The sequence below is a fragment of the Deinococcus sp. NW-56 genome (assembly GCF_002953415.1).
Classification (GTDB): Bacteria; Deinococcota; Deinococci; order Deinococcales; family Deinococcaceae; genus Deinococcus.
Genome location: NZ_CP026516.1, coordinates 2146573 through 2168843 on the forward strand (window position 1 = coordinate 2146573; position 22271 = coordinate 2168843).

The 22271-nt window shown below is 70.0% G+C and carries 21 protein-coding genes; 14 read left to right on the forward strand and 7 right to left on the reverse strand.

What is annotated here, in order from left to right:
- The first annotated feature begins 7 nt into the window (after nucleotides 1–7).
- Nucleotides 8–370: a VOC family protein gene (locus C3K08_RS10840; protein WP_104991316.1), complete on the forward strand. Its 363-nt coding sequence runs from the start codon at nucleotides 8–10 to the stop codon at nucleotides 368–370.
- Between the two features lie 57 nt (nucleotides 371–427).
- On the opposite strand, the gene C3K08_RS10845 is transcribed toward C3K08_RS10840, so the two are convergent.
- Nucleotides 428–1543, reverse strand: coding sequence for an AI-2E family transporter (locus tag C3K08_RS10845; protein WP_234009055.1), 1116 nt, complete (start codon nucleotides 1541–1543; stop codon nucleotides 428–430).
- A 205-nt stretch (nucleotides 1544–1748) separates the two neighbouring features.
- On the opposite strand from C3K08_RS10845, the gene cysS reads away from it, so the two are divergent.
- The 5 genes from cysS to C3K08_RS10870 all read left to right on the forward strand — a co-directional run bounded on the left by cysS (nucleotide 1749) and on the right by C3K08_RS10870 (nucleotide 7066).
- Entirely contained in the window at nucleotides 1749–3224 is a 1476-nt protein-coding gene (cysS, locus tag C3K08_RS10850; RefSeq protein WP_104991318.1) for a cysteine--tRNA ligase, read from the forward strand.
- 82 nt (nucleotides 3225–3306) lie between these two features.
- Nucleotides 3307–3885 (forward strand): YcjF family protein, encoded by a 579-nt coding sequence (locus C3K08_RS10855; protein ID WP_104991319.1) that lies wholly within the window; start codon nucleotides 3307–3309, stop codon nucleotides 3883–3885.
- A 1-nt stretch (nucleotide 3886) separates the two neighbouring features.
- On the forward strand, nucleotides 3887–4498 hold the full coding sequence (locus C3K08_RS10860) for an AAA family ATPase (protein ID WP_104991320.1): 612 nt from the start codon (nucleotides 3887–3889) through the stop codon (nucleotides 4496–4498).
- A gap of 380 nt (nucleotides 4499–4878) precedes the next feature.
- Entirely contained in the window at nucleotides 4879–6393 is a 1515-nt protein-coding gene (locus C3K08_RS10865) for a glycine--tRNA ligase (protein WP_104991321.1), read from the forward strand.
- A gap of 172 nt (nucleotides 6394–6565) precedes the next feature.
- The gene (locus C3K08_RS10870) at nucleotides 6566–7066 is read left to right on the forward strand and encodes a DUF2243 domain-containing protein (RefSeq protein WP_104991322.1); all 501 of its coding nucleotides are present in this window, start codon (nucleotides 6566–6568) and stop codon (nucleotides 7064–7066) included.
- Nucleotides 7067–7190: 124 nt separating this feature from the next.
- Here C3K08_RS10870 and C3K08_RS10875 read toward each other — a convergent pair whose 3' ends face one another.
- The 3 genes from C3K08_RS10875 to C3K08_RS10885 are packed head-to-tail and all read right to left on the reverse strand — an operon-like array spanning nucleotide 7191 to nucleotide 9055.
- A complete protein-coding gene (locus C3K08_RS10875) occupies nucleotides 7191–7904 on the reverse strand; it encodes a hypothetical protein (protein ID WP_104991323.1) in 714 nt (237 codons plus the stop codon).
- Nucleotides 7905–7908: 4 nt separating this feature from the next.
- Nucleotides 7909–8472 (reverse strand): mismatch-specific DNA-glycosylase, encoded by a 564-nt coding sequence (locus C3K08_RS10880; RefSeq protein ID WP_104991324.1) that lies wholly within the window; start codon nucleotides 8470–8472, stop codon nucleotides 7909–7911.
- Nucleotides 8459–9055 (reverse strand): sulfite oxidase-like oxidoreductase, encoded by a 597-nt coding sequence (locus C3K08_RS10885; protein WP_104991325.1) that lies wholly within the window; start codon nucleotides 9053–9055, stop codon nucleotides 8459–8461. Before C3K08_RS10885 ends, C3K08_RS10880 begins: the two co-directional genes overlap by 14 nt.
- A gap of 181 nt (nucleotides 9056–9236) precedes the next feature.
- On the opposite strand from C3K08_RS10885, the gene C3K08_RS10890 reads away from it, so the two are divergent.
- Nucleotides 9237–10163 carry a DUF4032 domain-containing protein gene (locus C3K08_RS10890; RefSeq protein WP_104992036.1) on the forward strand — a complete coding sequence of 309 codons (927 nt, stop codon included), beginning with the start codon at nucleotides 9237–9239 and terminating at the stop codon, nucleotides 10161–10163.
- 51 nt (nucleotides 10164–10214) lie between these two features.
- Here the strand turns inward: C3K08_RS10890 and C3K08_RS10895 are convergent, their stop codons facing one another.
- The gene (locus C3K08_RS10895) at nucleotides 10215–11558 is read right to left on the reverse strand and encodes a leucyl aminopeptidase family protein (RefSeq protein ID WP_234009056.1); all 1344 of its coding nucleotides are present in this window, start codon (nucleotides 11556–11558) and stop codon (nucleotides 10215–10217) included.
- Between the two features lie 107 nt (nucleotides 11559–11665).
- On the opposite strand from C3K08_RS10895, the gene C3K08_RS10900 reads away from it, so the two are divergent.
- From C3K08_RS10900 to C3K08_RS10915, 4 genes are all read left to right on the forward strand, one after another.
- Nucleotides 11666–12145: a MarR family winged helix-turn-helix transcriptional regulator gene (locus tag C3K08_RS10900; protein WP_104991326.1), complete on the forward strand. Its 480-nt coding sequence runs from the start codon at nucleotides 11666–11668 to the stop codon at nucleotides 12143–12145.
- On the forward strand, nucleotides 12142–14190 hold the full coding sequence (locus C3K08_RS10905) for an MDR family MFS transporter (protein ID WP_104991327.1): 2049 nt from the start codon (nucleotides 12142–12144) through the stop codon (nucleotides 14188–14190). The genes C3K08_RS10900 and C3K08_RS10905 overlap by 4 nt, the downstream gene beginning before the upstream one ends.
- Before the next feature lie 129 nt (nucleotides 14191–14319).
- The gene (locus C3K08_RS10910) at nucleotides 14320–14652 is read left to right on the forward strand and encodes an Asp23/Gls24 family envelope stress response protein (RefSeq protein ID WP_104991328.1); all 333 of its coding nucleotides are present in this window, start codon (nucleotides 14320–14322) and stop codon (nucleotides 14650–14652) included.
- A gap of 37 nt (nucleotides 14653–14689) precedes the next feature.
- On the forward strand, nucleotides 14690–16261 hold the full coding sequence (locus C3K08_RS10915; protein ID WP_199777046.1) for a DAK2 domain-containing protein: 1572 nt from the start codon (nucleotides 14690–14692) through the stop codon (nucleotides 16259–16261).
- Nucleotides 16262–16382: 121 nt separating this feature from the next.
- Here C3K08_RS10915 and C3K08_RS10920 read toward each other — a convergent pair whose 3' ends face one another.
- The gene (locus C3K08_RS10920) at nucleotides 16383–17102 is read right to left on the reverse strand and encodes a helix-turn-helix transcriptional regulator (RefSeq protein WP_104991330.1); all 720 of its coding nucleotides are present in this window, start codon (nucleotides 17100–17102) and stop codon (nucleotides 16383–16385) included.
- 30 nt (nucleotides 17103–17132) lie between these two features.
- Here C3K08_RS10920 and C3K08_RS10925 point away from each other — a divergent pair, with 30 nt between their 5' ends.
- Nucleotides 17133–18512 carry an amidohydrolase family protein gene (locus C3K08_RS10925; RefSeq protein WP_104991331.1) on the forward strand — a complete coding sequence of 460 codons (1380 nt, stop codon included), beginning with the start codon at nucleotides 17133–17135 and terminating at the stop codon, nucleotides 18510–18512.
- 48 nt (nucleotides 18513–18560) lie between these two features.
- Here the strand turns inward: C3K08_RS10925 and C3K08_RS10930 are convergent, their stop codons facing one another.
- A complete protein-coding gene (locus C3K08_RS10930; RefSeq protein ID WP_104991332.1) occupies nucleotides 18561–19544 on the reverse strand; it encodes an acetamidase/formamidase family protein in 984 nt (327 codons plus the stop codon).
- 44 nt (nucleotides 19545–19588) lie between these two features.
- On the opposite strand from C3K08_RS10930, the gene murF reads away from it, so the two are divergent.
- Both murF and C3K08_RS10940 read left to right on the forward strand, forming a co-directional pair.
- The gene (gene murF / locus C3K08_RS10935; RefSeq protein WP_104991333.1) at nucleotides 19589–20863 is read left to right on the forward strand and encodes a UDP-N-acetylmuramoyl-tripeptide--D-alanyl-D-alanine ligase; all 1275 of its coding nucleotides are present in this window, start codon (nucleotides 19589–19591) and stop codon (nucleotides 20861–20863) included.
- Between the two features lie 436 nt (nucleotides 20864–21299).
- The gene (locus C3K08_RS10940; RefSeq protein WP_104991334.1) at nucleotides 21300–22046 is read left to right on the forward strand and encodes a hypothetical protein; all 747 of its coding nucleotides are present in this window, start codon (nucleotides 21300–21302) and stop codon (nucleotides 22044–22046) included.
- Nucleotides 22047–22271 lie beyond the last annotated feature (225 nt).

Below are 22271 nucleotides of genomic sequence, written 5' to 3' on the forward strand. Positions count from 1 at the left end.
CCTCCCGATGCTCAAGCACGTCTCCTTCGTGACCCGCGACCTCGCGGCCACCCTTGCCTTTTACGTGCGGCTCGGCGGCGTGGTCGAAAAGGACCTGACGACCGCCGAGGGCTACCGCCGGGGCGTGATCCGGCTGGGCGGGGGCCGCCTCCAGTTCTTCGAGATTCCCGGCGAGACGCCCACGCCGCACGGGCACTGGGCCGACCACATCGCCCTGCATGTCCCCGGCCTCCGCGCCCTCCTCCCCGAGCTGCGGGCCGCCGGGGTGACGGTCAGCCGCGACCTCCAGCCCAGCCCCGGCGGGCGGGACATGGCCTTCGTGCTGGACCCGGATGGGCGGCAGGTGGAACTGCTGGAAGCGGACTCGTAGGGCAAAAAAGGGGGGGAAACGCACAGAACGTCTCCCCCTCCGCAGCAACCCCATGCCCTATGGCCCTTCGGTATACACCCGGCTCGGATAGTAGTACTTGTCCAGCAGCAGCTTGCCCAGCGCGACGACGGGCACGGCGAGGAGCGCCCCTACGAAGCCCAGCAGCGAGGCTCCCACCAGAATGGCGACGAGCACGGTCACCGGGTGCAGGTCGGTGGTGCGGCCCAGCACGTAGGGACTCAGGAAGTTGCTCTCGATCTGGTTGGCCAGGACGAACACCACGACGACGAACAGCATCTTGACCCACCCCAGCGGCAGCGCGAGCAGCAGCGCGGGGGTCGCGCCGATCACCGGGCCGAGGTACGGCACGATGTTGAAGGCTCCCGCCAGAAACCCGATGGCGGCGGCGCTGGGGATTCCCAGGAGGGTCAGCCCCAGGAACACGAAGACGCCGATAAAGGTGGCGATCACGAGTTGCCCGCGCACGTACCCGCCCACCGCCGTGCCCAGCAGGCCGCTCAGCTCCAGCACGCGCGGCTGCCAGGGGCGCGGAAAGGCCCGCAGGAGGGAAGCATTGACCCGGCTGTAGTCCAGCATCAGGTAGATGCTCAGCAGCAGGATGATCACGATCTGGCCGACCACCCCACCGATGGAGACAATCTGCCGGAAGACCGTGCCCGTCGAGTTCAGGGCATTTTGCAGGATGGGGATCAGGTTCTGGCCGAGGTTTTCGACGTAGGTCTGCACCGCTTCCGTGATGCGCTCGCGGGCGTCCGCGAGGTTGCCGATGCCCCGGTCCCCCAGCCACCCGAAGAGGCGGTCAATCACCACGCCGAGTTGCCCGATCTGGTCCGGGAGCCGCGCGAGCAGGTCGATGAGCTGCGCCGAGACGGTGACCAGCAGCGCCCCCGCCAGCGCGAACAGCGCCACGAACAGCAGCAGCACGAAAAAGACGCCCAGCCCCCGCGACACCCGCCCCCGCTCCAGCCAGGTCAGCAGCGGATTGGCGAGGTAGGCGATCAGAAAGGCGATCAGCACGTTCCAGATGATGGTGCTGACCTCGCCCGCCAGGCGGTAGAGGAGGTACAGGGCCAGTCCGAAGACCAGGAGGCGAATCCAGGGACTGCGCCAGGCGTACTCGAAGGCGGTCGGCGGCTTGGGGGGCGAGATCACACCCGGCATGATACGGAGCCTCTGCCCGCCTCCGCACAGGAGCGAAAATTAACCCAGCGCCCTGCCCGTGCGGCGGCTTCTGCTACAGTGGCCCCATGTTCCCGTGTTGCCTCTCCCCCGCGGCCTGAGCGACACGCTTCCCTGCCGCGCCCCTTCCCTGTGTGGAGTCGGCGCGGCTTTTTCTTTTCCCTTCCCAGGAGCCCCAATGACCCACTCCCCCTCACCCCGCACGCCCGATCCCGATATCCACCTCTACGACACCCTGCGCGGCGAGAAGGTCCGCTTCGTGCCGACCACGCCCGGCCGGGTGGGGATGTACCTGTGCGGCCCCACCGTGTACTCGGACGCGCACCTCGGACACGCGAAAAAGGAGGTCGCCTTCGACGTGGTGCGGCGGGCGCTGATGCACTTCGGGTACGGGGTGCGCTACGTGACCAACGTGACCGACGTGGGCCACCTCCAGAACGATGCCGATGAGGGCGAGGACAAGCTCCAGGCCCGTGCCCGGCTGGAGCAGCTCGAACCGATGGAGGTGGCCGACAAGTACTTCTGGTCCTTCCAGCGCGACATGGACGCCCTGAATGTCCTCAAGCCGTCGATCAACCCCCGCGCGACCGGGCACATCCCCGAGCAGATCGCGCTGATCGAGGAACTGATCGAGAAGGGCCACGCCTACGAGTCGAACGGCAGCGTCTACTTCGACGTGCGCTCGTGGCCCGAGTACGGCAAGCTGTCGGGCCGCAAGCTCGACGAGCAGGCCGAGGGCACGCGGGAAGCCGTGCGCGAGGAGAAGCGCGACCCCCGCGACTTCGCCCTGTGGAAGCGGGCCGAGCCCGGCCACCTGATGCGCTGGGAGTCGCCCTGGGGGGTGGGCTTTCCCGGCTGGCACATCGAATGCAGCGCGATGAGCCTGAAGTACCTTGGCGAAGGCTTCGACATCCACGGCGGGGGGCTCGACCTCCAGTTCCCGCACCACGAGGCCGAGATCGCGCAGGCGGAGGCCGCCGGGCACGCCTTCGCCCGCTACTGGATGCACAACAACATGCTGACCATCGGCGGCGAGAAGATGTCCAAGAGCAAGGGCAACTTCACGACCATCCGTGACCTGCTCGAGCACCACGACCCGATGGTGGTGCGCTTCCTGCTGGTGGGCAGCCACTACCGCTCGGTGACCGAGTTCTCGGAGGAGGCCTTCCAGAGCGCCCGGAATGGGTATCGCCGCCTGACCGAAGCGCTGCACGAGGTCGAGCGCCGATTGCCGAACGCCCCGGAACGCGACGACCCGGCCCTGCGCGGCAAGATCGCCGCACACGTCGAGGAGTTCGAGCACGCCATGCGCGACGACTTCAACACGCCCCGCGCGGTAGCGGCCCTCTTCGGCTTGACGACCGACGTGAACGCGGCGCTGAACGGCGGCGAGGTGGGGCGGGGAGCGCTGGAAGCCGCCCGCGACGCCTACCGCCAGCTCGGGGGCGACGTGCTGGGGCTGTTCGCAGAAGGCGCGGCCACGGGCCAGGACGACACGGAGGTCGTGGACGCCCTGATGGAACTCGTGCTGCAGGCCCGGCAGAACTACCGCCTGCAAAAGCAGTACGCCGAGGCCGACCAGTTGCGCGACACGCTGACCCGCGTGGGCGTGACCGTGGAGGACACCAAGGACGGCCCGCGCTGGCGGCGGTGAGGGACGGCGGGGGCAACAGGGCACGGCTGTTGCTCAAGACTCGCCGTTCCCCCCTCATGGCCCGCGCCGCTACACTTTCTCCATGTTTCCCCTCGTGCGGCAGGTGCTGGACAACTTCAACTTCGACGTGGACCCCGACCTCTCCGAAGGGGAGAACGCCGAGGAGGTCATCAAGAGCGCGGCGCTGCTCTCGGGGGCGATCGCGGTCGAGCCTATCCCCTTCGCGGACATGCTGCTGATTACCCCCGTGCAGGCCAAGATGGTGCTGCACATCGGCAAGATCTACGGCTTCGAGATCACCCCGGAGCGCTCGCGCGAGATCGCGCAGGAGCTGGGGGCCACCGTCGCCTACGGTCTCGTGGCGCGGCAGGTCATGCGCGGGATCGCCAAGCTGGCCCTGCCCGTGATCGGCGGGATCATCACCGCCCCCGCCGTGTACGGCTGGACCTTCGCGCTGGGGCGGGTGGCGCAGCAGTACTTCGAGCGCAAGCGGGCCGGGCTACCCGCCACCCGGCAGGAACAGGTCAAGGTCGTGCAGGAGGCCAAGGCGCAGAGCCGCCGGGTGCTCCCCACCCCGCAGGACTTCTCCGACCTCGCCTCCGAGCTGCGCCGCCGCGCCGAGGAGAAGGGGAAAGGTGGGGGCCGGGGCGACCTGAATTGAGATGGGACAGGCGGAAGCGGCCCGGCTGATCTGGATCAACGGTCCCTTCGGGGTGGGCAAGACGCAGACCGCCTACGCGCTGCACCGCCGCCTGCCCGGCAGCTTCGTCTGCGATCCCGAGTATCTGGGCTTCGCCATCCGGCGCATGACCCCCCGCGAGCTGCGCGGCGAGTTTCAGGACCTGCCACTGTGGCGCGAGGGAGTCTACACCCTGCTCAGCCGCAACCTGACCCACTCGCGCCGGGTGGTGATCGTGCCCATGACGCTGGTGGTCCCGGCATATTTCGACGAGACGGTGGGGCGGTTGCGGGCGGACGGCCACCGGGTCTGCCACGTCGCGCTGCTCGCGTCCCGGCCCACCGTGCTGCGGCGCTTGCGTTCGCGTGGGCAGGGGGCCAGCAGCTGGGCCGCCGGGCAGATCGACCGCTGCCTCGACGGGCTGGGCCAGCTCGACCCCGCCGACTGTCTCTCCACCGACCACCTCACGCTGGAGGAGGTCACTGAGGAGGTCGCGCGGCGGGCGAACCTGACCCTGCGGCCCGACCACACACCTCCCTTCGCTCGCCCGCTGCGGCGCTGGGCGGTGGCGCTGCGCCACCTGCGGCGCGACTGAAGAGTGGGGGCCGCTTTCCCCCGCTTGACCCCTTCCCCTTCCCTGCGCCACACTCTCCCCAGCGTTGATCCGCAGGAGTAGCGGGACACGTACCTCCGAGCGAGTCCGGGACGGTGTGAGCCGGGCAGGTGGCGGCCGGCGAAGGGCGGCGGGGAGCTGAAATGCGACAAAAGTGCCCGCCCAAGCCGCAGAACGCGGTGGCGGGAACTGGGGTGGAACCGCGCGGAACAGTCTGCGTCCCCAGGCGGCGAAATGTCCGTCTGGGGACGTTTCGTTGTGGGAGGTCTAAGGGTCGAGGGGCTAAGAGTCTAAGAACACCCGCGCTGCTGTTCCTCAGACCCTTTGCCTTTTAGACCCTTAGACCCTCCGAAGGAGCCTGTATGCCCGCAACCTCAATGGAAGAACTCGTCAGCCTGTGCAAGCGCCGGGGCTTTATTTTTCAGGGCAGTGAGATTTACGGCGGCCTGCAGGGGTTCTACGATTACGGCCCCCTCGGCGTGGAGCTGAAGAACAACATCAAGGCCGCGTGGTGGCGCACCAATGTCTACGAGCGCGACGACATGGAGGGCCTCGACGCCTCGATCATCATGCACCGCATGGTGCTGCGGCACTCGGGCCACGAGGCCACCTTCAGCGACCCGATGGTGGACAACAAGAGAAACGGCAAACGCTACCGCCTCGACCACCTCGTGAAGGACCAGAAGGCCGACGTGCAGGTGAAGGTGGCCGAGTTGATGGGCGCGGACGCCGACAACTTCGCCGCGCTGGTGGCTGCCCTGAACGCAAATCCCGCGCAGGCGTCGCAGGCGCTGAAGGACGCTGGCGTGCGTGACCCCTTCTCCGGCGAGGTGGGCGACTGGACCGAGCCGCGCCCCTTCAACATGATGTTCAAGACGACCATCGGCCCGGTCGCGGACGAGGACAGTTACGGCTACCTGCGGCCCGAGACCGCGCAGGGCATCTTCACCAACTTCAAGAACGTGGTGGACTCGACCTCCCGGCGCCTCCCCTTCGGCATCGCGCAGATCGGCAAGGCGTTTCGCAACGAGATCACGCCGCGCAACTTCATCTTCCGGGTGCGCGAGCTCGAGCAGATGGAAATCGAGTTCTTCTGCACCCCCGGCACCGACGAGGAGTGGCACGAGCACTGGCTCGAGCAGCGCCTGAAGTGGTGGGAGGCGCAGGGCGTGCCGCGCAGCAAGATCGAGATTCTGGACGTGCCACAGGAAGACCTGGCGCACTATTCCAAGCGCACCTACGACCTGATGTACGACTACCCCACGCTGGGGCACGAGGAGATCGAGGGCATCGCCAACCGCACCGACTTCGACCTCGGCAGCCATACCAAGGCGCAGGGCGAACTCGGGATTCAGGCCCGCGTGGACGAGAACCTCGACTCGGTCGCCAAGCTGACCATCCCGCACCCGGAGACGAACAAGCCCGTCGTGCCCTTCGTGATCGAGCCGTCCGCCGGGGTGGACCGGGCGATGCTGGCGGTTCTCAGCGAGGCGTTCACCAAGGAGACGCTAGAGAACGGCTCGGAGCGCATCGTGCTGAAGCTCAAGCCGCATCTGGCCCCCATCAAGGTGGCGGTGATTCCGCTGGCCCGCAACCGCGAGGAGATCACGACGGTCGCGCGGGCGATCAAGGCCGAGCTTCAGGGCCTGGGCCTGGGCCGGGTGCTGTACGAGGACTCCGGCAACATCGGCAAGGCGTACCGCCGCCACGACGAGGTGGGGACGCCCTTTTGCGTGACGGTGGACTTCGACACCGTGGGCAAGGGCGAGGACCCGAATCTCACCGACACCGTGACGGTACGCGACCGCGACACGCTGGGGCAGGAACGGGTCAAGATCAGTGAGCTGGCGGGGTGGATCCGGGAGAAGCTGAGGTAGACGGCCAACCTCCAAGCACCGACCAGCCAACGCCCCCGCCTCCGCGCGGGGGTTTGTCCTGCGGGTGGGTTCATGAAGTTCTCCCTCCTACACCGACCGGGGCACCGGGTGCTGGGGCTTTCTACAATCAGAGTCAAGCCAGCACCACTCGGTACTCGACCCGGAGGCCACCATGACTGTCACCGAGGAACCACCGCTTCGCAGCACCAGTCCGCGTCCCTGGCTGTGGGGCGGCGTGTTGCTGGGCCTCGGCCTGGGCGGATTTTTCGACGGCATCGTGCTGCACCAGATTCTTCAGTGGCACCACCTGCTCAGCGAGGTCTACCTGCCGACCACACTCGAAAATCTCAAAATCAACACCGTGGCGGACGGCTTTTTCCACGCGGCCACCTGGGTGTTTACCCTGATCGGCCTTCTCCTGCTGTGGCAGGGGACGCGGGGCCAGCATGTGACGTGGCGGACCTCAGCGCTGATCGGGGCGCTGCTGTTCGGCTGGGGGCTGTTCAATGTGGTGGAGGGATTGGTCAACCACCAGCTCCTTCAGATTCACCATGTGCGGCCCGGCCCGAATCAGGCGCTGTACGACCTCGGCTTTCTGGTGTGGGGGGCGGCCATGCTGCTCGTCGGGTGGGCGCTGATGCGGCGGCCACGGGCTGGGACCAGTCCCATCTGAGTAGGGGCTTGGGCGGCATGTGTGGCGGGCAGGACTGGCTCGCACTGGCCTTCGGGGTGGGGGCAGGTGCACAAATAAGGGCGAAGGCCGTCACGCTGCCTTCGCCCCTCGCTCTGCCCAGCGCCTAGTCCCGCCCCTCGCCCTCCCCGTACTTGCTCTCCAGATAGCGCCGCTGGGCCTCCAGCGTGCGGGTGTGCTGGCCCCGGCGCTCATGGACGACCTCCCCCATTCGGCGGCCGATCAGGTCGAGCTGACTCAGCAGCAGGCGCTCGGCGTCGGGGGTGCGGGGAGCCGCCTGATAGGTGTGCAGCAGTTCGGGCAGGTCCTCGCGGGCGGCCTGCCGGGCGTCGAAAGCGTCGCGGCCCAGCGCCTCGTCTCCGGAGGTCAGGCGCAGGGCATCACGGGTGGAGATGATTGCGGCGTGGAAAGCGGACCGGGCCGCCGGGGGCAAGGCACGCTCGCCGGAGCGCAGCAGCCGCAGCAGCCGTGCCTCGTCGTCCTCGGGGGTAGCCTGCGCGAGGGGCACCTCGGGAGCGGGGGTCAGCAGGCGGCGGCCCTGAAAAAAGGTGCGGGCCACGCCTAGGAAGGCCAGGAACAGCGTGATGCCGATCAGCCACCCCGCCGGGTCCCAGCCCAGCGCGAGCAGGACGCCGAACAGCAGCAGCAGCCCCAGCACCGCGACAAAGCCCAGCACGCCCTGCACGGCCAGCCAACCCAGGCCCTTGGCGCGGCGCCCCAGGTCAGGCGGGAGCGCAGGACGGGGCAAGGCGGGCCGGGAAGGGGTCACCCAGGGATCGTCGCCGGGACGGGGAGGCTGAGGGGGGACACGCGCCGACATATGGTCAGGGTACGGGGTGAGGGGCTTCCCGGTTCCCGCGCAGCTCCCGCACCCGGTCCGCCAGCGCCTGCCACGGCTCCAGCCGGAAGTGGGTGTGGCCGAGCGGACTCGTCGAGGGCAGCACCCAGACCTCGGCCCCCTCCAGCGGCAGAAGTTGCGGGCCATAGGGCAGTTTCCCGGTGGGCAGGCCCAGCGTCTCGGAGGCCCCCCGCTTGGAGGTAAACGCGACGAGGGCCGGGCGGTAGCGCCGAATCTTCTCGCGCAGTTCATCGGGCGCCCAGGCTTCCGTGGGCAGGGCCGAGTCCACCCCGCTGTGTCGCTTTGCCACATCGGTGAGGCCGATGCCGTACTGAGGCAGGGTGGGGTACTCGCGCGGGGCGAGTTGCCGAGGCGTCAGGCCCACCTGGGCCAGCACCCGCCAGAACTTGTTTTCCGGATTGGCGTAGTACGCCTTCGCGCGGGCGCTGATGCGGCTGGGAGCCGTGCCCACAAGCACCAGCGTCAGCCCTTCCTCCAACACGTCGGGAACGAGATAGCCCTCCCCCGCAGGCACCTCAGTCGTCGTCATACCGCTCCTCCGCGAAGGGGTCGCCGCGCATGTGGTACCCGTTGCGCTCCCAGAAGCCGGGGCGGTCGGCGTCCATGAACTCCAGCCCGGTCAGCCACTTGGCACTCTTCCAGAAGTACAGGTGCGGCACGACCAGCCGCAGCGGGCCGCCGTGTTCGGGGGTCAGCGGCTCGCCGCCGAAGGTGTGCGCCAGCAGGTTCTCGGGCCGGGTGAAGTCCTCCAGCGAGAGGTTGGTCGTGTATCCCCCCACCGAGTGCTGCATGACGTGGGTGGCCTCCGGCTTGAGCTGAAGGTGCTCCATCAGGTCGGTCACCCGCACACCCGTCCAAGTCGTGTCGAGCTTGCTCCAGTGGGTCACGCAGTGGATGTCGTAGGTCAGGGTCGTCTGGGGCAGCGCCAGCAGGTCGGCCCAGGTGAAGGTCTTCTCCTCGGCCAGCCCGAAGACGCGCACGACGACCTCCTCCGGGCGGTAGTGCTGCGCGGGGCCGTACGTCAGGACCGGAAAGCGGGTGGTCAGCGTCTGGCCGGGGGGGATGCGGCCCCCCCTGTCGTCCGCCGGTTTCTTGAAAAATTTGCCGAGCATGGGGGCATTCCACCCCCGCACGGCCGCGCGGGCTATGGGCACGGGCACCTTTGGGGCCTTCCCTCAAGACTTTCATCAGGCTGCCCAGACAGCAGACATTCGCCTGACCTGGGGGGTGTACGCTGGACACCAACGCGGGCCAGCCGAGGCGCTGACCGGCCCCCGACCTCCGGAGAGAGCCATGACCGACCACGACCAGAGAACCCGCGCCCGGCACGAGGTGGAACGCGCCCGCCGGGTGGCGCACCTGCACGACCTGCTCGCCATCTTGCGGCGCGAGCGGGGCGACCTGCTCCCTTTCGACTGGGTGCGGCACCTCTCGCCCCAGGGGGAGCACGCGCTGGGGGTGCAGGCGATTCCCGTCGAGAAGATCGCCGGGTCAGTGGACCGCTACCGCGAGTTCGACCGCCACTACCTCCCGCGCGAACGCCACCTCGACGAGCGCTGGATCGGCGTACGCTCGGCGCAGCTTCAGGGCAAGGAACTGCCGCCCATTCAGGTCTACAAGGTGGGCGAGCTGTACTTCGTCAAGGACGGCAACCACCGCGTCTCGGTCGCGCGGCGGCTGGGGCAGAAGTACATCGACGCGCACGTGATCGAGTTGCAGGTGACCGTGGCCCCCGACGAAGACGACTCCCTGCGCGACCTCATCCTGAAGGGGGAATACGCCCGCTTCCTGCGCGAGACGCGGTTGGGCGAGGTGGTGCCGGATCACCGCGACATCTGCTTCACCACGCCGGGGCGCTACGACCGGTTGCTGGAGCACATCCGCACCCGGCAATATTTTCTGGACCGCAAGCCGGGGCGCGAGGGGCTGCCCCCGGTGTCGTGGGAGGAGGCGGTGGAGAGCTGGTATCGCCGTCTCTACAGCCGGGTGGTCGAGAACCTGGAGAAACACGGCGTCATGGCCCGCTTTCCAGGCCGCACCGAGGCCGACCTGTACCTCTGGATCATGGACCACCGCTACTTCCTGACCCAGCAGTACGGCCACGACGTGGGCAGCGAGAAGGCCACCCGCGACTTCGGGGAGCACCATGCGCCGCCCCTCTACCGTCGGTTGGGACAGCGGCTCAAGTTGCGCTGGCAGGGCAAGTTGGGGACGGCGTAGGGGGCGCGGGAGGAACGCCCCTTCTCCCGCGCTCCGCCCATCACGTCTCCTTTACCCGTTCAGCACGTACCCCACCAACGTCCCCACACCCCACCCGGTCGCCTCGCCGTCCTTCTGCGCGTTTCCGGCGATGTCGAGGTGCGCCCAGGGCCGGGTGACGAACTCCTGCAGGAAGAGGGCCGCCTTGATGCTGCCGCCCTGGGGCACGAGGTCGGAGTTGCGGAGGTCGGCCAGCGTCTCCTTCTGGAAGGCCCTCAGGTACGGCGCGTGGAGGGGCAGTTCCCAGACGTACTCGCCCGCCGCCTCCGCGCTCGCCTTGAGCCGGGCCGCGAGGTCGGCGTCGCTGGAAAAGAGGCCCGCGATGTCGCTGCCGAGGGCGATCATCTTGGCCCCGGTCAGGGTCGCCACGTCCACGATCTCGGTGGCGCCCTCGTCGCAGGCCACCGCAAGGGCGTCGGCCAGGATCAGGCGGCCCTCGGCGTCGGTGTTCACGACCTCCACCGTCTTGCCGTTCGCCGCGCGGTAGATGTCGCCGGGGCGCATGGCGTGGGGGCCGACCATGTTCTCGGCGGCGGGCACGTACGCGCGGACCTCCAGCCCTTCGGGAAGGCGGCCCCGCAGGGCCGCGAGCGCCCGCATCGCGCCCAGGACGGTGGCCGCGCCGCCCATGTCGTTTTTCATGGGGGCCATGCCCGCCGCGGGCTTGATGGAGTAGCCCCCCGTGTCGAAGGTCACGCCCTTGCCCACCAGGGCGACCACCCGCGTCACCTCGCCCCGCGCGGGGAGGGTGACCCGGATCAGGCGCGGGCCGGTCGCGCTTCCGGCGGCGACAGCGGCGAGCAGGCCCATCCCCCGCGCCTCGATCTCGGTGCTGTCCCAGATGTCCACGTCGGCCCCGTGGCCCTCCAGACGCCGGGCTTCGCGGGCGAGGGTCGCCGGGTTGAGCACGTTGGCGGGCGCGTTCACGAGGTCGCGGGCGAACTGCACCCCGGCGGTCAGGGCGTCGAGCCGCGCCGCGTCCGCGAGGCCCCCCACGGTCAGGGACGTGGGGCCGGGGCGGGCCTTCTCCCGGTAACGGGCATCCTTGCGCCCGGCGGCGAGCGCGGCGAGGGCGAGGGCGTCCCCGTACTCACTGGCCTCCACCGCCAGGGACGCGGCGCCGAGGTCGGTCGCCAGCTTCACGAACGCCGCGCCCACCTCGCGGGCCTGCCCCGCGTCCTCGGGAATCAGGGCGGCGGCCACGTCCCCCGACTCACCGCGCGAGAGCAGGGCGACCTTGCCCGGCTTCAGGTCACGGGTCAGGCGCTCCGGTCCCCCGGCCGCTCCCGGCGTCACGAACGTCAGCGTCAGGTCGGCGGCCTGCGCCCCCTCCAGCGGTCCCATCACGAGTTGCATGGCCCCCAGTAGACCACGCGCTCCCCAGCAGCCGGGCCGAACTAGGCCACTTCATCTACCTTTGGACGATAGTTGACCTAAGTAAACTATTGCCGTAATTTAAGCGGATGACCGCTTCCCCCTCCCCCTCGCCGAAAGCGGCGCCGACGCCCGAACAGGTCAGCCTGTTCATCGGGCGGCTGTGGCAGTTCAACCGCAAGCTCAAGCAGGACATCAACCCGCTGCTGGTCGAGAAACATGACCTCGACACCCGGCGCTTTTTCGTGCTGCGCGGCATCCAGACCGGGGCGGGCTATCCCAAGGTGCTCGCCGAGCGGCTGGAGCTGCCGCCCGCGCTGCTCAGCCGTTACCTCGACGGGCTGGCGCGGCAGGGATTGATCGCCCGGCAGCTCGACCCCGACGATTCGCGCCGCACCCGCCTGAGCCTGACCCCGGCGGGCGAGGCCGCGCTGGCCGCCACGGTGCAGAGCGTGCACGCGCTGGTCGGCACCCGGCTCTCCCGCCTCGACCCCGAGACCCTGACCACCGTGCTGGACGCCCTCGCCGTGCTGACGGACGAGGGGCTCACCCAGGAGGACCCCTCTTGACCGCACCCGTTTCCCCCACCCCCGCCGCGCCACAGTTCACGGCCCAGGAAAAACGCACCACCCTGATCGGCCTGCTGGTGGTCTTTTTGCTCGCCGCGCTTAGCCAGACCATCGTGGGCACGGCGATGCCGCGCATCATCGAGGACCTGCAGGGCTTCAACCTCTATTCGTGGGTCACCACCGCCTACCTGCTCGCCTCCACGGTGATGGTGCCCATCTACGGCAAGCTGTCCGACCTGTACGGGCGCAAGCCCATCCTGGTGTTCGGGATCGTGGTCTTCCTGCTGGGGTCGGCGCTGAGCGGTCTGAGCGGGGAGCCGTGGCTGGGCAACTTTCTGGGCGGCGGCATGAACCAGCTCATTGCCTTCCGCGCGGTGGCGGGGTTCGGCGGCGCGGCGCTGTTCACGACCGCCTTTACCATCCTGGCCGACATGTTCGACCCCGCCGAGCGGGCCAAGTTCGGCGGGCTGTTCGGGGCGATCTTCGGCCTCGCCAGCGTGATCGGTCCGGCGGTGGGGGGCTTCCTGACCGATCAGGCGTCGTGGCGGTGGGTCTTCTACGTGAACCTGCCGCTGGGCCTCTTCGCGCTGTTCCTGATCCTGGCGAAAATGCCCAAGCTGACGCACCGCATGGCAGGCAAGATCGACTACCTGGGCGCGGCGCTGATCCTGCTGACCACCATTCCACTGCTGCTCGCGCTGACCTGGGGCGGCATCACCTACCCCTGGGACAGCGCCCGGATTCTGGGCCTGTTTGCCCTCAGCGCCGTCTCGCTGCTGGCCTTCGTCTGGGCCGAGTCGCGCACGAAAGACGCGATCATTCCGTTAAACCTCTTCCGGGTGCCGATGTTCAGCCTGGGCAACCTGGCGTCCTTCATCATGGGGATGGCGTTCCTGGGCGTGATTCTGTTCCTGCCGCTGTTCATGCAGATGGTGCTGGGCGTGTCGGCGACCAACAGCGGCTTTTCGATGCTGCCGCTGATGGGCGGGCTGATCCTGTCGAGCATCGTGGCGGGGCAGGTCGTGGCCCGCACCGGGAAATACAAGCCCTGGATGCTGGGCGGGGCCGTCGTGCTGCTGCTGGGCATCTACCTGCTGACCTTCCTGACGCCGCAAACCACCCTGCTCGACCTGGGCTGGCGCATGTTCATCGTGGGGCTGGGGCTGGGGCCGTCGCAGAGCCTCTTTACCCTGGCGATTCAGAACGCGGTGCCGCTCCAGCAGCTCGGCATCGCCACGTCGAGCAGCCAGTTTTTCCGGCAGATCGGCTCGACCATCGGGGCGGCCGTGTTCGGCACGCTGCTGCTGAACAACCTGTACACCGAACTGCCCAAGCATCTGCCGCAGATTCCGGGGATGCAGATGAAGGCGGACAACTTCGACCTGGGAGCACTGCGGGCCAGCGGCACCGGAAACGGCCCGGAGAAGGAGATTCAGGCGGCCTTCGACGCCCAGTACCGCCAGATTGAAGCGGCGCTGAACGGGGACGCGGCGGCGGCCAAGACGGTCGCGTCCAATCAAGCCCTGCCCGCCGAGCTGCGCGACCTGGTCACGGGCGGCGGGCTGGAGGCACGGGTCCACGCGGGCCTGGAAGCGCAGGCGAAGGCCGTGCAGTCGGCCCTGGTGAATGGGGAGGCCGGACGGCAGGCGCTGCTGGCGAGCGGGGAGACGCCCGCCGCGCTCAAGGCCCAGCTCCGCGCCCTGCCCGCGCAGGCCCTCGCCACCCCGCAGGCGGCGCAGGCGACCGCCGCGCAGGTCGGGCAGGCGATCCTCGCGCAGGAGCCTGAACTCGTGCAGGAAACCACCCGCAGCACGCTGGCCGAGCTGAAGACCCGCCTGGAGGGGCAGGCCCGCACCCTTGCGGCCCAGCTCACGACCGGGCTGAAGGACGGCTTCACGGCGGCCATGACCCAGATGTTCGGCACCAGCCTGTGGTTCGTGCTGGCGGGGTTGCTGGTCACGCTCTTCGTGCCCGTGCTGCCGCTGCGGTCCAAGGCCGAGCCGGTGACGGTGGCGGGGACGCCGGAGGCGCAGCCGGGCGACTGAAGGGGCTCTGGGCTATGAGCCGTGGGCTATGGGCAAAAGCGATTCTGCTGTGGCTCATGGCCCAGAGCTCATAGCCCACAGCCCTCGCCTGAGGCCGCTTCCCCTCCCCGCCGTATACTCCCCCTTACTGTGACTGGTTCCATTCAAATCACCGAGGGCGCCCTCGCGTCCCTCATCGGGCTGACCGCGCACGAGGTGCCGGGAGTGGTGGGCATGGCCCCGGCAAACCTCAAGGAGGGCATCTCCCGCGTGCTGGGCCGCGCCAACGCCCGCGAGGGCGTCGTGGTGACCCGCGAGGGCGGGGACTACTCCGCCGACCTCTATATCGTGATGGCCTACGGGGTCAGCATCCCCACCGTCGCCCAGAACATCAAGGAGCGGGTCGAGCACCTCGTGCGGACCCAGGCGGGGATCGAACTCAAGACCACGCGCATTCATGCGGTGGGGGTGCAGCGTGCCTGAGCACACCACTTCCCTGACCCCCGCCGACCTCGCCCGGATGCTGCGGGTGGCGACCGACTGGCTGGGCGTGTACCGCGAGCAGGTCAACGCCCTGAACGTCTACCCGGTCCCCGACGGCGACACCGGCACCAACATGCACCTCACCCTGCAATCGGTGCGGCGCGAACTCGATACCTGCGACGAATCCAGCATGGCCTCGGTCGCCCGCGCGATCAGCTACGGGGCGCTGCTGGGAGCGCGGGGCAACTCCGGGGTGATCCTCTCGCAACTGCTCAAGGGCTTCGCGGAGACGGTGCGTGGGGTGAATACCATCGACGCCGCCACCCTCGCCGCCGCCTTCCGCGCGGCTCAGAAGGCCGGATACGGGGCCGTCATGAAGCCCGTCGAGGGCACCATCCTGACCGTGGCGCGGGGCGTGGCGGACGGCGCAAACGGTCCCCGCGAGCGCGACACCGTGGACGCGGTGCTGGAACAGGCCCTGTTCGAGGGGCAAAAGCTGCTCGACCAGACCCCGGAGATGCTCCCGGCCCTCAAGCAGGCGGGCGTGATCGACTCCGGCGGCCAGGGCTACCTGTACGTGGTGCAGGGGATGCTGGCGGCCCTGCGCGGCGAGGCGCTTCCCGAGGCCCCCGAGGTCACCGGCTACGCGGGCGAGCAGTTCGAGACCGAGGAGTTCGGCTACTGCACCGAGTTCCTGATGTCGGAGGCGACCAAGCCCATCGAGGAGATCCGCGAACTCGTCACGCCGTTCGGAGACAGCCTGCTCGTCGTGGGCGCGGAGGGCTACGTCAAGGGCCACATCCACACCAACGAACCTGACGCGCTGCTGGCGACGGTGGGCCGCTACGGGCGGATGCTCAAGACCAAGGTCGAGGACATGTCCGAGCAGCACACCGAGATTCTGGGCATGGCGGGGGCGGCGGCCCGCGCCGAGGAGGAGGTGCCGCCGTCCGGCCTCGTCGCGGTGGCGAGCGGCTACGGCCTCGTCAAGCTGTTCCGTTCGCTGGGTGCCCGCATCGTGTCGGGCGGGCAGACCGCCAACCCCAGCGTGCAGGACATCGTGGACGCGGTGCGGTCGGTCAGTGCCGAGCATGTGCTGATCCTCCCCAACAACAAGAACGTCCTGATGGCCGCCGAGAAGGCGATGGAACTGATGGAGGGCCGCGCCGTGGTCGTGCCGACCCGCACGCTGGGGCAGGGCATCGGGGCGGCGCTCGCCTTCCAGCCGGACGCCGACGCGGAGAGCCTGCGCGACGCGATGGTGGAGGCGGCGGGCCGCGTGACCACCTTCGAGGTCACCCGCGCGAGCCGTTCGACCAACATCACGACCCGTGAGGGCGAGACGCTGGAGATCACGGAAGGCGACGTGATCGGGCTCAAGGACGACGAACTGGTGCAGGCGGGGGGCACCCCGGAAGACAGCGTGCTGCACATGCTGAACCGCAGCTACGAGGGGCAGGAGGTCATCACGGTCTTCGGCGGGCCGCAGAGCACCCCCGAGAGCCTGGAGGCCCTGGCTGGGCGCCTCCGCCACGCCTTCCCGCTCGCGGAGGTGGAGGTGCACTCGGGCGGGCCGGACCTGTACGACTACCTCGTGACGCTGGAGTAAGCAGGCAAGAGAATGTCGGAGGGGTCGGGGCACTTCCCGGCCCTTCGCCTTTGACGCCTCCCCGGTCAAAGGGTGGCAGGCGCACGTTGAGGCAGGACACCGCGCAGGAACGCGAAATCCCTCAGCGGTGCAGCCCCGCCGCTTCCTCCTCGGTCAGCGGCGCGATACCCACCGGCAGCAGGAAGGGGCGGCCCCCTCCGGCATTGGCCTGCCCGTAGGCTTCTCCCTTCCGCATCAGAAGAATCAGGTCGCGTTGCAGGTCGCGGGCCTGCTCGTCGGTAAGACGAAAGACGGGAAAGCCTTGCAGCATCAGCGCGGCGGGTCCCTGCCACTCCTGCAACTCGCTGACCTTGCGGTCGGCCGGGCTGCCCTGACGCATGTGGTAGCCGGGCGGCTCCGGCGTCGCGTACAGCCACCAGCCCCAGCGCCGCCCGGACTCGCGCAGGGCGCGGCTGAATTCACGGTCGGCGGCGTGGTGGAAGAGGCGGTAATTGTGCTTGGCAGAGGCCCCGGTCAGTTCCTCCAGGTCGGCGGCGGGCGTGTTCAGGTGATCCACGAAGTAGGCGTCGGCGCTGGGCTGATAGTGCTTGACCGGGCGGCCCGCCCGACGTTCCAGGCGAATCACCCGCAGCAGCCCCGCCCGCGCGAGGGCCTGCACGTCCCGGTGAACGACCCGCAGGTCCAGCCCGGTCTGCCGGGCCGCCGCCGAGACGGTCGTCTCCCCGCTCAGAAAGGCCGCCAGCACCCGCCGGGGCCGCTCGCGCAGCAGCAGGGCGATGGCGACGGGGTCGGTGACCTCGAAGAAGTCGCCATCCGAGCTACTCGCACTTGAGGATTTCACGGTGAGTAGTATGACGCGGACACTCGGGGCATGACCGAAATCACCCTGACAGAGCTGGCCGAATGCACCGACCGCACGACGCCGCTGGTGCTGCTGGGCCGCCTTTGGAATGGCCTAGATGCTCAGGCGACCGAGGACGGCGCGGTGCGGATTGAGAATGGACGCATCACCTTCGCGGGCGAACGGGCGGCATTGGCAGCCCCGGCGAATGCCCTGACCGTCCGCACCGGGGGCACGCTGATGCCGGGCCTGATCGACCTGCATGTTCACGCCCGACCGGGCTATCTGGCCTGGTTCGTGGCGGCGGGCGTGACGACCGTGCGGGACGCCTGCAATTCGCTGGAGACGGTGGCGCAGATGCGGGCGCTGGCCCTGAAGCCCCGGCTGCTGCCCTGCGGCCCGCTGCTGGACGGCCCCGACGCCTTCTTCCACAACTTCGGGCCGGGAGCCGTCCACCGGCCGGGCGACGGGCTGGAACGCCGCGCCGGGGCGTGGGTGGTGGACACCCCCCAGGAGGCGCGGGACGCGGTGACCCGCCTGCACGGGGAGGGGATCACCCAGCTCAAGCTGTACGAGCAACTTGCGCCGGAGGTGTACGAGGCGGCGGCCCGGCGTGCCAGGGAGCTGGACCTGCCCGTCATGACCGACCTCGGCATGCTGAGCACGCGCGGGCTGACGGGAGCGCGGGTGGACGCCCGGCAGGCGCTCGCGCTGGGTGTGCGGACCATCGAGCACGTGTCCGGCTACGCCCTGGCCTACCAGAGGATGGGCGGTGATCCCCTCGCGGAGAGGCTGGACGGCACCCTGCTGGACGACCTCGCGGGCCTCACGGTGGAGGCGGGCACGGCGCTCGTCCCCACCCTGATGATCTTCGCCACGCTCGCCCGCGATGAAGTCTTTGATACGTCCGGCGTGCCGCTGGCCGATCTGGACGATGCGGTGCAGGCGAGTCTTCAAGCCCAGTGGCAGAGGGTTCACGCGGGCACCGCGCCCGCTCGCCACCATGCCCGCGCGGACTTGCGGCTGGCCTCCGAACTGCTGACCCGCGTTCGGGCGTTGGGCGGACGCATCGGGGCGGGCACCGACACCCCCGCTGCCGCGTTCAACCTGCCCGGTGGCGGGCTGCATCAGGAGCTGGAGCTGCTGGCGCAGGCGGGCCTCTCGCCCCTGGATGCCCTGAGGGCCGCGACGAGCGAGGCCGGGCAGATTCTGGGGCGGCCGGACCTCGGCGTGCTGCGGGAGGGCGCGGTGGCCGACGTGCTCGTCGTGCGCGGCAATCCCCTGCGCGACCTGCGGGCCACCCGGCAGATCGCGGCGGTGGTGCAGGGCGGGCGGGTCCACACCCCGGAGGCGTTGCGGGAGGCGCTCCTGCGGCAGGGGGCGGAGATGGAACTGGCGCGGTCGTCCTGACCACTCACCGGAAGAGCGGGCGCGGAGGAGCCAGGCCGCGTCCCGCCCTCAATCCTCCCCGAACACGTCCAGCGGCAAAAAGGCGCTCACCGTGTAGTTGGGCGCGTCCACGATCTGGCTGATCTTGAGGTCCACGCAGGCGCTCGACAGGACATACGCCTGCTCCAGCGTCAAGCCCCGCGCCTCCAGCCGCCGCAGCAGCGGGCGCAGGGCAAGGCGGGCGGCTTCCATCAGGTCGGGGTGGTGGCCGGTCGCGGCGTGCCAGCGGCGGCTGCTTCCGCCGTGGGTGGGGGTGGTGAACTCGGGGGTGACGAGGTTCGCGCCGCGCTCCACGCCGAAGCGCAGGGTGATCTGCCCCGCGCACTCGATCCCAGTGCCCGACAGCTCGCCGTCGCCCTGCGCCGCGTGCAGGTCGCCCACCGAGAACAGCGCCCCCGGCGCCTCGACCGGGAGCCAGAGGGTGCTGCCCGCCACGAGTTGCCGGATGTCCATGTTGCCGCCCACCGAGCGGGGCGGCGCGGTGGGGTGCGGTCCCGGCTCGCCCGGTGCCACGCCCATGACACCGGGAAAGGGCGCGAGCGGCACCCGGATGCCCGGCAGGAACTCGGCGTGGTCGCCTGCCCGCAGGTCCCAGAGGTGGGTGTAGGGCTTCAGGCCCTCGGCGCCCAGCACGGCGTCCAGCAGGCCGATGCCGTCCGGACGGCACCCGGTCCAGCCCCAGGCGGCGGTGCGAACCTCCAGCAACTCAATTCGCAGAGCGTCCCCCGGCTCAGTGCCCTCCACGAAGACGGGGCCGGTAAGCGGGTGCCCGCGTGGGCCGGGGCGTGGGCCGTGGGCATCCGCCGCCGCGAGCGCGAGCAAGTCTGCTGGGCCGGAAGCGTCTCCCTGCGCCGCCCGCCGCGCCACCCCGCCGTCCGAGGCGTCGAGCGTGTCGAAGGTCACCGTGTCGCCGGGGCGAACGCTCAGGGCCGGGGCCAGGGCGCGGTCCCAGACGGTGTGGATGGACTCGGGGCCGAGGTGGTGATGGGTCATGCGGCCAGACTACGGCCCGGCCGCCGCCCCGGTATCCTCCGCCCATGCTCGACCCGCACGGCCCCCTCCCCTTTTCCGCTGCCGTTCATCCGGCTGCCCGCCCCGCCACGCGCCTGACCTGGGACTCGCGCGAGGCGTCCCCTGAGGTCGCCTTCGTCGCCCTCCCCGGCGAGACGACGCACGGCAACCGCTTCGTGGAGGCGGCGCTGGCGGCGGGGGCGCCCTTCGTGCTGACCGATCTGGACGTGGAGCGGGCGGTGCGGGTGCCGGACGCGCGGGAGGCCCTCTTCACCTGGGCACGGGCAGAGCGGGCACACAGCCCGCTGGCGGTCGGCATCACCGGGAGCGTGGGCAAGACGACCGCCAAAAGCTACGCGGCGGCGGCGCTGGACGCGGCCTATATGCCGGTCTACAACACCATGCCCGCCATCGCCTGCTTCCTGACCCAGCACGGGCGCGGCGGGCGGCCCCTGGTGGTCGAGATGGGCATCGACCGGGTGGGCGAGATGGCCGAGTTGGTGGACCTCGTGCGGCCGGACGTGGGCGTGGTGACCGCGATCGGAGCGGCGCACCTGGAGCAGCTTGGCAGCCTGGAGGGGGTCGCCCGCGAGAAGGGCGTCATCCTGCAAGGGCGCCGGGGGCTGGTGGGCACCCAGGCCGCCCCGTGGTTCCCCCGCACCCCGACCTACGGCTTCGGGGAGGGCGTGACCCATGCTGCGGAAGGGCTGGAGGTGACCCCACAGGGCGCCCGGTTCACCTTCCGGGACGTGCCCGTCACCCTGCCCCTCGCCTCGTGCGTGCAGGCCGAGGCGGCGGTGCTGGGCCTCGCGCTCGCGGCGGAGGCGGGGGTGGGGCTGGAGGAAGCGGCCGCCCGACTCGCCGGGGTGACGGTGCCGGGAGGGCGCTACCGGGTCCATCCCGGCCGCTACACCGTGATCGACGACGCTTACAACGCCTCCCCGCTCGCGGTGACCGCCGCGCTGGACGCCCTCGCCGCCTTTCCGGGCCGCCGTATCAGCGTGCTGGGACGGATGCTGGAGCTGGGCGAGACCGAGCGCGAATTGCACGCGGAGGTTGGCGCCCACGCCCGGACGCGGGCCGACCTGACCTACGGGGTGGGCGCCTTCGCTGCGGAATTGGGCGACCGCCCCTACAGCACCGTGCCCGAGCTGCTGGCTGACCTCCTCGCGGAGGTGAAGGACGGCGACGTGATTCTCGTCAAGGCCAGCCGGGGCATTTCGTGGACGCCGGAGCGGCGGGCACAGGAGGGCGTAGGGCTGGACGTGGTGGTGGGGGCGCTGCTGGAGGCCAGGGGGTAGGTCAGGGCGGCAGGCTCTTGATTCAGGCGGGATGAGTCGCACGCCCCTTCCCCCTGCTTCGCAAGGCCCTCTCCGCCAGCAACTCTGCGAGTCCCACGAGAGGGGAAAAGCCCTGCTCTTGCTCAAGCCATCTTTCCCTGTGTCTGTCGCCCGAAGCGTCCCCACCCCGCGAGCCTGCTTTCCAGACAGACGAGCCGTTCGGCGCGCCAGCGCCGAGGCCTTCCGGTTGGGCGAAGGATGGCGTGGAGGGGGACACGGGGGCGGGACAAGCAGAGTCAGAACATGAGGGGACGACCTTCGCCCAGCGCAGCGCCGCTCCCCTGCCCCCGCTGCTTCGCAGCTCTACGAGTCTGGGGGAGGGGCTGGGGGTGGGGGCAAACCGCCATCAAGATGCCCGGCCCCACCTTCTCAGCCCCGCCCGCGAAACAATGCCCCCATGCGCCCCCTCCTCCTGATCCCCCTGCTCCTCCTTGCCGCCTGCGCCCCTGCCCCCTCGTCCGGCACCGCCACTCGCAGCGCCCCGACTGTCCCCGCCTTCGACGCCGCCTTTTCCCCGGACGGCGTGGCCTGGATTGAGGCTGGCCGCGCCTGCGTCGCCCGCGCCCCCTCCTACCGTCCCGTCTGCCCCCGTCTCCCCGGCCCGGCGGTCGCGGTGGCCTGGAATGACGGCGACGCCTGGGTGGCCCTGCCCGGCGCGGGCATTCTGCTCACCCTGGACCGGGCGGCCCGCTCGGTGCCGGTGGGCCGGGTGGTGGCCCTGTCGAGCACCCGCGCCTACCGCGAGGACGGCACGGCCGTGACCTACGGCGGGCAGCCCGCGCGGGGCGTGGCCGGGGCGCCCACGGCCGTGGTGACGGGCGGCGACGGCGAGGACTACGCGCTGGTCGCCGGAACCCTGCGCCGGGTGGCGGACGGGGCAGCGGTGGAGACCCGCCCCCTCCCCTTCCTGGCCGCCACGCCGACCGGGGCCGCCACCTTCACCCTGCCGACCGCCGCCACGCGGGTGGACCGCTTCCGACTGACGGGCGAGGCGCTGCAACGGCTGGACGCCTCTGGGCGGGTGCTCGCCAGTGTGCCGCACGGGCCGGGCCGCGTCGGCCTGGTCGGGGCAGACGTGGTGACGGTCGCGCCCGGTGGAGCGGTGCGGGTCTTCGGGACGGGTCTGGAACCGGTCCGCCGCTGACTCGCGCCAGCTCCGCGCCCTGCCGACCCCGGCGGGGCGCGTCTTCATGATTCGGGGGGATCAAAACAGAAGACGTCCCAGCGCGGTTTTTTCGGCTGTCAGAGTTCGGTGATGGGGGGGGTGGTTGCATGGGCGGCGATATCGGCCGACGCTCCTGTTTGCCCCGGCACGACGCTGCGGCGCGGGGGGAGTCCCCCGGCCCGATCTCGGTGAGAAGTCTTAAAT